Raw genomic sequence first — 13,224 nt, 5'->3', positions numbered from 1 at the left:
GATGCGGTCAGACCGCTTCATGCTCCACCGGAAGCGTGTCGGCGAAGGCCTTGATCTCGCACAACCGGCCATACCAGGCCTTGATCCGACCGCCGGACGGACGCCAGCCGGCGAGGCCGAGCTGGGTGATGTTCGAACCCAGGACGAGGTCGGCAATGGTCGGCTCCCGCGTACCGGCGATCCAGTTGGTCTCGCCCAGCGCCGCTTCCATCAGCGGCACCAGCTCGCCCAGCACTGTCTTGCCATGGGCGATGGCCGTGAGGCTGCGCTCGGCCTCGGTGGCAAATACGGAGTTGTAGACGATGTCCTTCACCGCCGGCGCCATGCGCGACTGACCCCAGTCCGTCCACTGGTCGACAATCGCCCGCCGAGCCAGCTCGGTCGGGTACCAGTCATCGAGCCGGTGCCGATTGCACAGATAGCGCAGGATCGCGGTCGATTCGTGCAGGACGAGATCACCGTCGACCAGGGTCGGGACCTGGTGATTGGGATTGATCGCGAGATAGGCGTCGGACATGTGTTCGCCGGACTCCAGCGAAACCAGGCGCGGCTCATAGGGCAGGCGGCAGGCATCGAGCAGAGCGACGACACGGCGCGAGTGCTGGGAATGGGGATGAAAGTAGAGCGTATACATCGCAGGGCTCCGGCAGGCCGGGCCGCCCTGTGCGGCCCGTTCGCTCAATGTTCTACGCCAGGCCTGCTGACAACCTTGTGGCAGGAGTGATGGCGCTGATGCCGCTTGGCTCCGCCAAATTCATTGTTAATGTGTTGTTTCTAGAGTGCGTGTTCTGACCGAGTGCTTTTCAAGTCCCCGTGGAGACCGCATGGCGATCGCCCAATCCGGCAACACCCCTGACAGGCTCTGGCTCTGCATGGCAGACAGCAACCGCACGCGGGTGCTGTCGCGTGCCCTGGCCAAGGGGCTGGGCATGACAGTGTATATGGGGCCAACCATGGATGATGAGGGCCCGGTCGCGATCATCGTCGCAGACGATGCCCACGTCGCCCGGATCGCCGAGGCCCGCCGCAATGCCGCGCCCAAGCAGCGCTCGCTTCTGGTGACCGGGAATGCGCGCCGGTCGGGCGCCGACATTTTCCTCGATCACGATGCCGACGCCGGCACGGTCGCCAATGCGATCGACGGGCTGCGTGCCTATCGCGCCCATGAAATGACAATTCCCGAGGATGCCGAGATCGGCCTTGGGGCGACCCAGTCGCTTGAAGCCGGCGAATTCGCGATCCAGACCCGCGAACAGGCGCGCGATGTCGCTATCCTGCTGGGCCGCGCGACGCCGCGCCCCTGTGCGACGGCGGTCGGGCTCTACGTGCTGCTCGCCAATGCGATCGAGCATGGCAATCTCGGCTTCGACACGACAGAAAAGGCCAAGGGACTGGCGGAAGGCAATTGGGAGCGCAAGCTCGCCAAGCGCATGGCCGAGAGCCTTTATGAGGACCGCCGAGCCCGGCTGCGCTTCCAGCGGGGCGGGCGCGTCCTGTCCTTCATCATCCAGGATGATGGCGAGGGGATTGACGCCGAAACGGCTGAAATGGCTGACCCGTCGCGCGCCGGCTATCGCGGCAAGGGTATCAAGCTCGCCAAGTCGATGGGTTTTGGCCAGGTCAATTATCTCGGCATCGGCAATACGGTCGAGGCGAGCGTCCTGCTGCCGCAACCGGTCGAAACCGGGCTGGGCGCCCGCGCAGCGGTCGTTCGCTGAACATCCGGCGTCTGAAGCGGCAGCGCGCCCGACCCTCGCGCGGCCCCGTGAATACCACATGAACCACAGGCTCAGCATCGGCTCATCGCCGGGCGGATAGACATGTTCTCACACACTGATTTTCAGGAGAACCTGCCATGTCTATCCGAGCCAATACCTTGAAACTGGCTGCCGCTGTGGCAGGCCTGTTTGTCCTCGGCCAGCCGGCCCATGCGGTCGGTGGCCTGACCGGGGTCGCGCTGTCCTCGGGCGAGAACTGCGCCCTGCAATACTACCAGCACAACATGAACGGCCCGATGCTGGTGAAGGCCGCGCCGGGCATGTCCGGTCGCTATGAGCTGCGGGTGACGCGCCACAACTCCGCCAACCATGTGCTGGCTAATCTGAGCGGTCCGTTCTCGAGCCCGGCCAGGCAGGACGGGGTCCTCGCCCGCGCCAGCTTCCTGTCGACGGATTTCGTCCGCGGCCGCATCGGCGGCGTTGACCAGTATCTGATCGATGCCGATCTGCGGGTCTATGATACAAGGGGCCGGCTGGTGTGCCGCTCGACAAGCGTGCAGATCCGACCCCTGTCGCAGATCGCCGGCAGCGTCTCGACGACACGGCTGGAATATGTGCCGGCGCACGAGGTCGAGGTCGAGCCGGAACGTCCCCGGCCGCAATTATTGCCGCAATACCGCAATCGCCAGCCCCTGCGCTGGGGCAGCGGATACTGACACCAGGATTGTCCCTCCCTTGTGAAACTCGGCCCGATGCACATGCATCGGGCCTTTTCTTTTGGGGCCTAACACCCTGACAGAAAGCGTTCATTTGCCTGTCGCAAGCCTGAACGACGCCCTCAGCATTCACTCATCACGGCTTCCTTAAAACCAAAGTCAGGCTTCGATGCATCGGGCGTCGGCCACCACAAACGGAGTAGTCAAATGAAGACCCGCTTTCTCATCGCCAGCGCCCTCGCTGCAGTTTCCATCCTCGGCACGGTCGGTGCGGCTGAGGCCCAGTCGCGCAACCGCGTCTCTGTTGCCCAGCAGGGCTATCAGAACGAAGCCGCTGGTCGTCAGAACGGCTATCGCCAGAGCATGGTGATCAACCAGCGCGGCGAGCGCCAGTATGTCACCGTCATCCAGGACGGCGCCCGCAATGGCACCACGGTTGGTCAGAACGGCCGCTACAACCAGGCGCATGTCGACCAGTACGGCCGCAACAATGACGCCGTCGTTGGTCAGCAAGGCCACAACAACTATTCGTCCAACATCCAGACCGGCCGTCGCAACATCGTTGGCGTGTCCCAGATGGGCCGGAACAACACGGCTGTGACCGATCAGTACGGAAGCAATAACGCCGCCGGTGTCATCCAGGTCGGCAATGGCAATACCGCCAATCTTCGCCAGACCGGTTCCGGCAATGTGACCCTGATTATCCAGGGCGACCACTAGGACGACCGTGCCGGGCGCAGCGGCGCAAAGCCGCTGCGCCGACCCGGCCGCCCCAGCCAAGGAGGCTGATATGGGTATGAAACTGATTTCCCTGAGTTCGCTGGCGGCCATGGCCAGCATCTGGTTCGCCGTCGAGGTGGACGAAGCGCCGCTCGAAGCCCGCCTGGCAGATATGGGCAGTGGTTCGGCCTGCGGCATCGACCTGACCGAAACCGTTGACGGCCTGGTTGTCACCGCCTGGAGCGCTCCTGAAGCCGGAGCGAGCTGGGACATGATCATCACCCAGCGGACCGGTGGCGGATCCTTCGACATTCGCCAGAGCGGTGACATCGAGCCCTATGGTGAAGGCGCCGTCATCCTGTCCGACATCACGCTGGACATGGAGACCGACTTCAACGCCCGCCTTTCCACCTGGAGCCCGCAAGGCGAATTGCTCTGCCGTTGGGGCGGCAACGCCTGACACAACGAGTTTTCCGGTCCCGTGCCGGATCTCTGGGCCCAGACTGACGAGCGCGACCGGGATGCCATAGGCAGATCCCGGCCGGCTTGTTTCTGGCAAGACTGTTGCCGCGGTGCCCGGTGCCTTGTTCGGCGTCACGGAACACCCCATTTGAACCTTACCAATCAATGGGGAGAAGAATATCATGACGCTGACCCTGTCCTCCGTGGCACGAACCCAGCTCGACCAGGTCTATCGCGCACTCGACGGCATTCTGGCCAAGGGTGAGGCCCATGCCCGCGACAAGGATGTTGAGGAGAGTGTATGGCTGAATTGGCGCCTGTTGCCCGACATGTTTCCTCTCGCACGCCAGGTGCAGCTGGTCTCCGATTTCACCGTTCGCGGCATGTCCCGACTTGCCGGGGTCGATCCGGTCTCACTGCCTGACACCGAAACCAGTTTCGCCGATCTGCGGGCGCGTATCGCCAAGGCCCGTGAAGCGGTCTGGGCCCTCGACACTGCGGCCATCGATGCCGACCCCGAGGCCAGCATCACTTTCCCGGCCGGCCGGGATCGCGAGCTCACCCTGCCGCGTCAGGCCTATCTGCAGAATTTCGTGATCGCGAACGCGCTGTTCCATGCCTCGACTGCCTATAACATCCTGCGGCAGCTCGGCGCCCCGCTCGGCAAGGCCGACATGATGGGCATGAGCCGCTAGCGCGATCGCTGATGCGGCGCTTGCCGGGTCCGGCCGTGATCCGGGCAAGCGCCGCATGTTCATCAGCGCGCGCCTTGCCCTGACCTTGGCAGCCGGTTGATGCGGCCCTATTTCAATCCCATGAGCCAAGATATTTCCCTCCCCGACCGGCTGCCGCTCTTCCCCCTGGGAGGCGCAATCCTGCTGCCGGGCGAGATCCTGCCGCTGAATGTGTTCGAGCCGCGCTATCTGAACATGCTCGATGATGTGCGCCGCGATGGCGGGCATATCGGCATTATCCAGACCCGCCCGGGTGGCGATCCGCAATGCCCGGACCTCGCACGGGTCGGCGGGGTGGGGCGCCTCAAGCAATGGCAGGAGACCGAGGATGGGCGCTACCTGATCACCCTGGTCGGCGTCAGCCGCTTCCGGCTGGTGCGCGAACTGGACGCGACGACCCCATACCGGGTCGCAGAACCTGACTACACGCCGTTTAGCGACGACCTCCTGCCGCGCCACGAGCCGTCGGGCGAGCGTGAACGCCTGCTGCAACTGCTGCAAGCCTGGTTCCAGGCCGAGCACCTGACTGCGGACTGGCGCAGCTTGCGAGATGCGCCCATGGCCGTTCTGGTCGATCAATTGTCGATGAGTGCACCCTTTCCTTCGGGTGACCGGCAGGCGCTGCTGGAGGCGCCTGACGCGACGTCCCGGCTCGAACTCATGCAATCATTGCTGGCGGCGCGGATCGCCGGAAGTGCCGACGGGTCGCTGCAGTAGCACGGCCCGCTCCCTGCCTGTCAGCCGGTCAGCCAGCCGGTCGCAGCGGATTTCGAGCTGAAGGTCTTCGCCTGGTCGCCATTGCGATGGTGGGCGCGGCAAATGAGCCGGCCGAATTCCAGCTGCTCGACGCGCAACACATAGGCAATCCGGTAGCCGTTGAAGAGCCGGGCGATGAAGCGCGCGCGCTCTTCCATCTGCAGTTCGCTGAGCTGGTAGTTGGCGTCGCGGACATCATAGAGAATAAGCTTGCTGTCGATTGTCGCAGCGATACTGGCAAAGGCTCTGGCCGGCCCGTGTTCGGTGCCGGCCTTGCGATTGCCCTGGGCTCGCAACTCGATCACGCCTTTCAACAGCTTGAGGTCGAAACCCTGCATGGAGTAGTTGCTGTTCAAGCGGTTGGTGCCCCTGTGTCAGCAGGATCAATTGGTCTCAGGCGATGCGACCACGTGGCCATCAAGCCATATTCGCGCGACCTTGCGAGACCGGCATTGCAGGCCGATCCCGCCGCGCTCTTCCAGCAATTCCATGATTCGGTTGATCTGTTCTTCCTGCTCCGGACGCCCAACGAAGGCGGTCGGATAGGGCTGGCAGATTCGAGCGACGACGCGTGCCCGCTCCTCCCATGCCACCGGTGTGAAGTCATAGCTTGCTCCACGGACGTCGAAGAGGATGCCAGCGATGTCCGAATTGGCAAGAAAGCTTTCGAACGAGCGCCCCGGATCGCGACCCATCACGGCCGTGCGTGTACCCTCTGTCCGCATCTCCAGCACCTTGCTGTCGATGCGAATCTCGAAGCCTTCCATGGAATAGGCCTGGGCCACGCGCTCTCCCTTCGTGGTGACGGGCCGGTTATGGCGGTAAACATGCCGAGAATGTGGCCGTTTGGCCAATCGGGGGTGAAATGCGAGGAAGGCAGCCATGCGTTTGCGGGTAGCTAGTCGCGTTTCCGGGCGAGCGTCGCAAAGCTGGTGGGCATGAACGGGTCGAGCCGGGTGGCTTGCGGGGACCAGCGGTCCTCGTAGAAACCCTCGACCGAGAAACCGGCTGCGATCTGCCCGCCGATCTGTTCTTCCAGGCTGTGGGAATGCTCGAACGCCTCGCGATTGCGGATGCGGTCATTGCGGCGCCCGGCAGGCAGGTCACGGGCGGACGAGAAGGGCAGCGGATAGCGCGCCGTCAGCGGGCCGCCGGCATCGATCTCGTCATGGTCGAACAGGAAGAAGTCCGGGTTCATGAAACCCGCGAGCAGGCGACCGCCGGTCTTCAGGACCATCGAACATTCGCGCCATACCGGCAGGATCTGGCTGGAAAACAGGTTGGAGGTGGCGTTGAAGACGAGGTCATGGCCCGTGCTGACCTGGCCTGAAAACGTGGTCATGTCGGCTTCCACCGTGTCGAGTGCGAGACCTTCCCGGCGCGCTATTTCGGCATCCTTGGCCAGCTGCGCCGGCGAGAAGTCGACACTGGTCACGATTGCCCCGGCTGCTGCCAATATCGGTGCCTGCTGGCCGCCACCGCTGGCGAGACAGAGTATGCGGGCGCCCGTGATGTCGCCAAACCAGTTTCTCGGAACCGGCTTGTTGGGCGTCAGGATGACCGACCAGTCGCCCTGGCGGGCGGCATCAATGGTCGCGGCATCGACCGGCCGGCACCAGGGGCTGTCGCTGCTTTCACTCTCATGGTTCCAGGCGTCGCGATTGTGCGCGTGGATATCCATGTCTCCCCCCTTTTCAGACCAGGCTGCGCATCGCATGAGCCTAGCGCAATCAGGGAGGTCCGTCCGGCCTTCGCGCCTTGAGGCAGGCGCAATTCTTCATTTCGGTCGCACACAGGCGGTCCAGCCACTCATCCAGCGCGATGGCGAGGATGCGCTGCTGTGACCAGTTCATCTGCACCGAGACCGTGCCGAGGCGCCGCTTCTGCTCGGCCGTGAGGCGGACGGCGGCACGATGGTCGAGCGGCGCATCGGGACCAGGCAGCGGGGGCGGCGGACTGGGGGATGCCGCCCCGCTGCAGCACCCGCCCGGCGGCGAGGCGGAGGCGGGTGTTTCCGAGGTCTGTTGGCCAGACTTTTCGGAACCGGTTGGTGGATCGGAGGGAGCGAGCGACGGTTTTGGCGGGCGCTTGCGGGCAAACAGCGGCGCATCCGGCCGGCGCGCCTCACGCGGCAGGTTTTCCGGGCGCGGCGGATCGACGTCACGGCGCTGCGGCAGGTCGTTATAGGAGACCTGGCCCATCGGTGAGGGGATGGCCGGCGAGGCCTCGCCCTTGCGGGCAAGCAGTCCGGCATGAAGGCTGGCATATCTGGCGCTCATGAACGGGTCCTTCGTGTCGGGGCTCAGGCGGTGAAGCGGCGGCCGAACGGCTGGTGGCCGAGGCGGCGACGATCCGGCTTCCCGGGCGGCGGGCCGGTATCGGCCTTGCGGCGATCGATCCCGTCCCAGTTAGAGTTGGCGGAGGGTTCCGGCGCGGGTGGCGGTGGCGGCGGTGCCCCCATCCCGGCCAGGGCATAACCCGGCTGGTTTTCGAGCGCGTCCTCGTCCTCGTCGAGCTCCTGGCTCGACATGCCGGCCGTGGCCGGTGACAGGATGTCAGCCTCGAAGGTCGAGCGCGGCGGACGGTCAATCAGGTCGCGCGGATCGCTGGCCCGCATCCGCATCAGCCGGTCCTCGAGATAGGCCCAGAGATTGGCGACCTCGGCTGCCGAGCGGCTGGTGTCCGAAACCTCTCCGACCGTGCGCCCGTCAATCATCGAGGCGGCGAAGTCGACGCGGTGGTGCAGGGTGACCGGAGCCACCGTGCCGTGCTGGGAAAGGGCGACCGCTGTCTCGCCGGTGATCCGGGCCCGGGCGGTCGCCGAATTGATCACGAAGACCAGCGGCTTGTCCTGCATCTGCACGATATCGACGGTCGGTCCGACAGCGCGCAAATCGTGCGGGCTGGGCCGGGTCGGCAGGACGACGAGATCGGCATGGGTGATCACCTCGGCGATGGTCGAGGTGACGGCGGGCGGCGTGTCGATGATGATCAGCCGGTAGCCGGCATCGGAGAGCAGTTCGATGTCGCGACCCAGATCCGGTACCGAAATCCGTGCGAAGGCTGGCGCGGCGCTGGCCCGGGCATTCCACCATTTCGCCATCGAGCCTTGCGGATCGGTATCAATGAGCGCCACCGGACCGGCGCCGGACAATTCGGCCTGGACGGCCATGTGCGCCGACACGGTGGTCTTTCCGGACCCGCCCTTCTGCGACGCGAAAACCACGACCTGAGCCTTGCCTGCCATGACAGCACCTCTCCCGTGTAGCCGTGTGAGAACGGCCTTCTCAGCACCTATCAAAGCAGGCATGTCTTGCGCGAGGTCTAAGCGGCGGACCGGGATTTAAGTCGAAATTTCGCCGTATTGTCGGCTTCTGTTCGAACGATATCGAGCCAGGGGAGTGGGCCATGCCAGAAAAAACCGTCACCGGCGGCGATATCATCCGTGTTCTCGCGGCGGTCTTCCTGCCGCCGCTCGGCGTGTTTCTCCAGGTCGGCATCGGCCCCCAGTTCTGGATCAATATCCTGCTGACCCTGTTCGGCTATATCCCCGGCATTGTTCATGCCGTCTGGATCATCGCGCGCCGCGGATGACCCGGACAACCGGGGAGGGGACGCGACCAAGGCCAGTCCCGCCCCGAGCCGCTCCCGCCTCATGCTAGGCTGGACGCCAGCCGAGGAGGATGTGTCATGTCAGACCCTGTCGAGACCGCAAGCGCGCTGGACCGCTATGTCGCGCTTTTTGAAGCGCTCGACCGTGGCCGGCCTCGCCCCGATGGCGATGCCCGCCCCTTTGCCGCGACGGCCCTGCTGCGTGCCGCGGAAGGCGAGGGCGGGAACGATGTCCGCCGCCTGACCCAGCGCACCCGGGAGATTTTCCGTATCCTCAAGGACGAATCCGGCGGCTGGCGTGCGCCGACCGGTGCGCTGCGCTGGATCTATGCCGCGATGATGGCGGCCCGGTCGATTGATCCGCAGCGCTATTTCACCCTGCGCAATGCGCTGAAGGATGCCCGCCGAGCATCGGGCACCGGCTCGCTTCATGCCGGCGGATCGCGGGCGGCGCTGGTGCTTGCCCTGTCGGACGAGAATGCCGAAACCCTGATTGCCCGCTTCTTCGCCATCAAGCAGGCGATCAAGCCGCCCTGGTGGCGCCGCGACATGTCGGTCACCGACATGTTTGCTGCGGCCCATGCCGCCGAGGGCGCCACGCCGGGCGAGGTGGTGGCCCGCCGCGAGGCGGCCGAGGCGATCTTCGCCGCCGACCGGGTGCTCCGGGGCCACAAGCGCGAGGGCGCCCGCCTGTGCACGCTGACCGGCACCAACCCGCACCAGGTCGTGGCCGGTTTCGGTGCGCTGCGCGACGCCGCCAGAGCGCAAGCGAAGCTGCGCCATGATCATGACAAGACCATGCTGGTCGCCTGGGCCTGCGAGGGTCTGACTGCTGCCGACATGGCCGAGCTGGAGGTCATCCGCGACGCCCTGCCGCGCCTTTGCCGCGGTGCCGGCCATGCCCGCACCCGGCTGGCGCACCAGGTCCTCGTCGCCGATCGTCCGGCACCGCCGGGCGGCAGTATCTCGGCGCTGACCGCAGTGGTCGCCGCCCAGGCCGCCATGGTGGCCGCCGTGATTGCGGCCAGTTCGGCCGCGACCACGACCGCCGCGACCAGCTAGGCCGGTTTCGCACCGGCGGCGGGCAGGAAGCGGAAGGCGACCATGCCCGCCAGCATGGCGGCGCCGAAGATCCAGACCGGCGGTCCGCCGATCGTGAGCGCGGTGAGGGCCGGGCCCGGGCACAGGCCGACCAGCCCCCAGCCGGCGCCGAACATCACCGCGCCGGCCGCCAGCCGAACATCGATCTGGCTCGCCGAGGGCAGGGCAAACTCACCGCCCAGCACCGGTCCGGCGCGGCGCCAGGCGAGGCGATAGCCGATCGCGGTGATGGCCAGGGCGCTGCCCATGACCAGCGCCAGGGACGGGTCCCAGGCGCCGAAAATATCCAGAAAGGCGAGCACCTTGGCCGGATTGGTCATCTGCGCGATGACCAGGCCCAGCCCGAAGATGAGGCCGGCCAGGCCGGCGGCGAGATTGCGCATCATGATGCCCCTCCCGCGATCAGGCTGGCGAGACTGCCGCGCATCACGGTCACGGTGACCATGCCGACCGCCATGAAGACGAGGACCGCGATCAGCGAGCGCGCCGACAGGCGCGACAGGCCGCACACGCCATGCCCGCTGGTACAACCCGATCCGAGCCGCGTGCCGAAGCCGACCAGGAGTCCGCCGATGATCAGGAGCGGCCAGCTCGACGTGATGTCCACCGCCAGCGAAGGCCGCGCCTCGCCGGGCACGAGCAGCATGACCAGCGGTGCCAGGACCATGCCGCCGAGAAAGAAGAGCCGCCAGGCGCGATCCCCGGGCGCCCCGAACAGGGCCGTGCCCAACAGGCCGCTAATCCCGGCGATCCGCCCGTTGAGCGCCATCAGCAAGACCGCCGACAATCCGATCAGCGCGCCGCCGGCCAGTGCCGAGACCGGTGTGAAATTTTCCATCTGAGCCTCCCGTGCTGCGCCGATTACACGCCGGGTTGCGAATAATTGGAAGGGGGGAGTCGGCACGGCGTTGGCTCCGCACGCCGAAACGTCGGAGAGATGGGAGGGGAACGGGATGCCGGCCAATGCCGGTAACCGGTTGATTTGAATAACGTGACATCGCCGACATCCCGTTCGCGGAGTTTTCCCGGGCTGTCTCCACCCCGTTTCCAATGCGGCCGGTACATGGGGTCGGTCGTTTAGTGCCCCGGGACCGGTTCGCAGGCCCTGCCGGAGCTTCGGGATGTCACCCCCGAGACGCGGACAGGCTCCGCTCGCTTCCGGGCACAAGTGACTGAGCTCGTGCCTCCCGTCCCGAAAACCGAGGGCAGTCTCCCATGGCTCAGCAAGGGGCGGATAAGTTTTTGGGCAATACAGCTTTCCCTCTCCCTGGGGAGAGGGTCAGGGTGAGGGGTAAACCCCGGTGCCAGCAGGCGTTTCCCCCCTCATCCGGCCTCCGGCCACCTTCTCCCAAGGGAGAAGGAAAGGGCGCGCGGCGGGGGATAAGCCGGAGACGGCCCGCTGGCTGACACGCGGCTTTGGTGAGAGGTACGCGCGTGGGCGCTCCCTTGCAGCCACTTGGGAACAGGTCCCGCCCTCAAACCGCCTCACCCATTTGATCCATTCCCTGTTCATCATGACCGCTCTAGTCTGGGGCTGCATTCAGGGGAGACATCATGCGCATCACGCTTCGCCACACCGTCACGGCCGGTCTCATCGCCATCGCCGCGCTGACCACACCGGCCTTCGCCCAGAAGGGCGGCGCCCATGCGACCGGGCCCGATTGCGGTCTCACCGCGACGGCGGACTGGGGCGGCGATCCGGCCAGCGGACTGACCGCTTCCGCGGCCACGACCTGTGAGGATGACGGCCGCACCTGGGCCACGCTCAGCCTTGCCAACGCGGCCGGCGACCGCGTTTATGAGGGCCGCTTCCCCACCGACGAGGTCATGGTCCTCGCCTGGGCCGAGCCGGGCCAGCTGGCCGCCAGTCTCGACGAATGGCTCACCGCCTTCACCCATCTCGACAACACCATCCACCTGCCGGGCGAAAACGCCGAATTCCCCTTCTACCCCGCTGAAGGCCTTACCCAGGCCGACATCGACGCCCTGCGCACGATGGGCCATGACATGGCCTGCTACATCCAGGGCATGGAAAGCGCGATGTGCCTGCTGCGCGACGGCGACGGCGTCCGCGAGATCGGCGTGCAACTGTTTCCGGGCTAGCCTGCCCGCTCGGGGCATGCCCTACCAGGTGTCGGGCCGGCTCAGCCCGGTTCCCGGTATGATCTTGGGCAATTGCGCCCGGGTCAGGTGATTGGCGCGCAGGGCGCGGCGGAAATCAGCGTGCTGGGCGAGCTGTTTCGAGGCCCGTCTCTGGGTCGGCGTGACCAGGCCGATCGTCTTGCCCAGGGTGCGTGCCCGCTCCAGCCCCATGGCCAGGTCACTGTCATTGGAGATCACGACCGCCGTGTCATAGCTGTCGCGCCAGGCATCATCGACCAGGCTGACGGCGAGATTCACATCCGAGCGTTTCTCGGTGGTCTGGATCACATGCGCCGACTTGCGCCCCTCCTTCGGCGGGTGCGAGAGCGGCATGTGGATATGGTGTATCAGGAAATAGCCGTAGATGATCTCGACGGTCGGGCAATGCGCCTCGAGCGCCCGCAGATAGACATTCTGCCGCTCCGCCGAGGCCGGGTCCTCCGGCCGTCCGCGCACCCGTGCCGTGAAGAACTTGATCCGGGTGATCTGGTTGAGCGGCAGCAGCACCTGCATCAGCCGTTCCAGATCCAGCCATTTATAGGCCGTGCCCTTCAGCGAGCCGTAATAGAGATTGCAGCCATCGACATAAACAGTGGTCCGCATAAGGCAAAGGCTCCCGAAGGAGCCTTGCGCCCGGCCGACGAAGCAACCGGGGGAGTTGCCGGCATCTAGGCTCCAAGATGCCGGTTGGTCAAGCGATTCCCCGCCGATGTTAGGCGATGGCGGAGACTGGGGGAAGGATGGGGGAAGGGTGGGCCCAGTGTGGTGGGGTGGGAGCCAGAGTGACGTTCTGCCCCCGCAAGGCGGGGGAAGTGGCCCTCCGAAGCCTTGGCGAAGGAGGGTCGAAGGGGGCCGAGCGGTAGCGAGGAGATGTGGCGCCACCGGGTCCTTCCCCTTGATGGGGAAGGTGGATCAGCGCGAAGCGCTGAGACGGAAGGGGTGAGACGCGCCAGCGTTCCGTCATCCACCGCCCATCACCCACTCCGTCTGGCCGCTGACGCGCCCAGCCACCTCGCCCATCAAGGGCGAGGACATGTTGCGGTGATTTTAGGTACACGCCCCTTGAGCCCGGAAAATGGCGTGTCCCCGGCTTTCCGCGACGCGGCTGTCTTCGATCAGCTATGACGGCGCTGCCTTGATACGGCTCGCTGGTGGGGATGGGATCTAGGTGTGAGTTCTCATAAGGTTGTTCACCCGGGCTGAAGCCTTGAGACTGGTTGTTGCGAAACGATCAGCCATCGAGGAGAGCCCGGATGAACGCCC

17 protein-coding genes and 1 pseudogene are annotated in these 13,224 nt (G+C 65.6%); 9 read left to right on the top strand and 9 right to left on the bottom strand.

The genetic code is table 11. From position 1 onward, the window contains the following. Nucleotides 1-7 precede the first annotated feature (7 nt). Nucleotides 8-634 (bottom strand): glutathione S-transferase family protein, encoded by a 627-nt coding sequence (locus tag QZZ02_RS12225; protein WP_291844807.1) that lies wholly within the window; start codon nt 632-634, stop codon nt 8-10. Between the two features lie 190 nt (nt 635-824). Here QZZ02_RS12225 and QZZ02_RS12220 point away from each other — a divergent pair, with 190 nt between their 5' ends. The 6 genes from QZZ02_RS12220 (at nt 825) to QZZ02_RS12195 (ending at nt 5,067) form a co-directional block, all read left to right on the top strand. Continuing rightward, nucleotides 825-1,718 (top strand): hypothetical protein, encoded by an 894-nt coding sequence (locus tag QZZ02_RS12220; RefSeq protein WP_291844806.1) that lies wholly within the window; start codon nt 825-827, stop codon nt 1,716-1,718. Nucleotides 1,719-1,855: 137 nt separating this feature from the next. After that, nucleotides 1,856-2,434, top strand: coding sequence for a hypothetical protein (locus QZZ02_RS12215; RefSeq protein WP_291844805.1), 579 nt, complete (start codon nt 1,856-1,858; stop codon nt 2,432-2,434). Nucleotides 2,435-2,641: 207 nt separating this feature from the next. Continuing rightward, on the top strand, nt 2,642-3,154 hold the full coding sequence (locus QZZ02_RS12210) for a curlin-associated protein (RefSeq protein WP_291844804.1): 513 nt from the start codon (nt 2,642-2,644) through the stop codon (nt 3,152-3,154). Between the two features lie 70 nt (nt 3,155-3,224). Next, on the top strand, nt 3,225-3,614 hold the full coding sequence (gene csgH / locus QZZ02_RS12205; protein WP_291844803.1) for a curli-like amyloid fiber formation chaperone CsgH: 390 nt from the start codon (nt 3,225-3,227) through the stop codon (nt 3,612-3,614). A 184-nt stretch (nt 3,615-3,798) separates the two neighbouring features. Next, nucleotides 3,799-4,311 (top strand): DUF1993 family protein, encoded by a 513-nt coding sequence (locus QZZ02_RS12200; RefSeq protein WP_291844802.1) that lies wholly within the window; start codon nt 3,799-3,801, stop codon nt 4,309-4,311. Between the two features lie 120 nt (nt 4,312-4,431). Further along, entirely contained in the window at nt 4,432-5,067 is a 636-nt protein-coding gene (locus QZZ02_RS12195) for an LON peptidase substrate-binding domain-containing protein (RefSeq protein ID WP_291844800.1), read from the top strand. A 20-nt stretch (nt 5,068-5,087) separates the two neighbouring features. Here QZZ02_RS12195 and QZZ02_RS12190 read toward each other — a convergent pair whose 3' ends face one another. The 5 genes and pseudogenes from QZZ02_RS12190 to QZZ02_RS12170 form a co-directional block, all read right to left on the bottom strand. After that, nucleotides 5,088-5,462 (bottom strand): hypothetical protein, encoded by a 375-nt coding sequence (locus tag QZZ02_RS12190; protein ID WP_291844799.1) that lies wholly within the window; start codon nt 5,460-5,462, stop codon nt 5,088-5,090. A 27-nt stretch (nt 5,463-5,489) separates the two neighbouring features. Further along, complete coding sequence (locus QZZ02_RS12185) at nt 5,490-5,891, bottom strand: hypothetical protein (RefSeq protein ID WP_291844798.1); 402 nt, start codon at nt 5,889-5,891, stop codon at nt 5,490-5,492. Nucleotides 5,892-6,004: 113 nt separating this feature from the next. After that, nucleotides 6,005-6,787: a methyltransferase domain-containing protein gene (locus tag QZZ02_RS12180; RefSeq protein ID WP_291844797.1), complete on the bottom strand. Its 783-nt coding sequence runs from the start codon at nt 6,785-6,787 to the stop codon at nt 6,005-6,007. A 49-nt stretch (nt 6,788-6,836) separates the two neighbouring features. Beyond that, nucleotides 6,837-7,385: a hypothetical protein gene (locus QZZ02_RS12175; protein WP_291844796.1), complete on the bottom strand. Its 549-nt coding sequence runs from the start codon at nt 7,383-7,385 to the stop codon at nt 6,837-6,839. A 338-nt stretch (nt 7,386-7,723) separates the two neighbouring features. Further along, nucleotides 7,724-8,353: pseudogene (locus QZZ02_RS12170) on the bottom strand (ParA family protein); the annotation flags it as partial. A gap of 161 nt (nt 8,354-8,514) precedes the next feature. Between QZZ02_RS12170 and QZZ02_RS12165 the strand changes: the two are divergent. Together QZZ02_RS12165 and QZZ02_RS12160 are read left to right on the top strand one after the other, a co-directional pair. Continuing rightward, a complete protein-coding gene (locus QZZ02_RS12165) occupies nt 8,515-8,700 on the top strand; it encodes a YqaE/Pmp3 family membrane protein (protein ID WP_291844794.1) in 186 nt (61 codons plus the stop codon). Nucleotides 8,701-8,796: 96 nt separating this feature from the next. Further along, nucleotides 8,797-9,780 (top strand): hypothetical protein, encoded by a 984-nt coding sequence (locus QZZ02_RS12160; RefSeq protein WP_291844793.1) that lies wholly within the window; start codon nt 8,797-8,799, stop codon nt 9,778-9,780. On the opposite strand, the gene QZZ02_RS12155 is transcribed toward QZZ02_RS12160, so the two are convergent. Together QZZ02_RS12155 and QZZ02_RS12150 are read right to left on the bottom strand one after the other, a co-directional pair. Beyond that, entirely contained in the window at nt 9,777-10,205 is a 429-nt protein-coding gene (locus tag QZZ02_RS12155; protein WP_291844791.1) for a DUF6691 family protein, read from the bottom strand. The genes QZZ02_RS12160 and QZZ02_RS12155 overlap by 4 nt on opposite strands. Then, nucleotides 10,202-10,657 carry a YeeE/YedE family protein gene (locus QZZ02_RS12150; protein ID WP_291844789.1) on the bottom strand — a complete coding sequence of 152 codons (456 nt, stop codon included), beginning with the start codon at nt 10,655-10,657 and terminating at the stop codon, nt 10,202-10,204. Before QZZ02_RS12150 ends, QZZ02_RS12155 begins: the two co-directional genes overlap by 4 nt. Nucleotides 10,658-11,373: 716 nt before the next feature. On the opposite strand from QZZ02_RS12150, the gene QZZ02_RS12145 reads away from it, so the two are divergent. After that, entirely contained in the window at nt 11,374-11,922 is a 549-nt protein-coding gene (locus QZZ02_RS12145; RefSeq protein ID WP_291844787.1) for a hypothetical protein, read from the top strand. Nucleotides 11,923-11,943: 21 nt separating this feature from the next. Here the strand turns inward: QZZ02_RS12145 and QZZ02_RS12140 are convergent, their stop codons facing one another. Further along, nucleotides 11,944-12,564 carry an NYN domain-containing protein gene (locus QZZ02_RS12140; RefSeq protein ID WP_291844785.1) on the bottom strand — a complete coding sequence of 207 codons (621 nt, stop codon included), beginning with the start codon at nt 12,562-12,564 and terminating at the stop codon, nt 11,944-11,946. Nucleotides 12,565-13,224 lie beyond the last annotated feature (660 nt).

Source organism: Maricaulis sp. (assembly GCF_015665295.1).
Lineage (GTDB): Bacteria > Pseudomonadota > Alphaproteobacteria > Caulobacterales > Maricaulaceae > Maricaulis.
The sequence above is the reverse complement of the archived record's forward strand: the minus strand, read 5'-3'. Positions and strand labels throughout refer to the sequence as shown.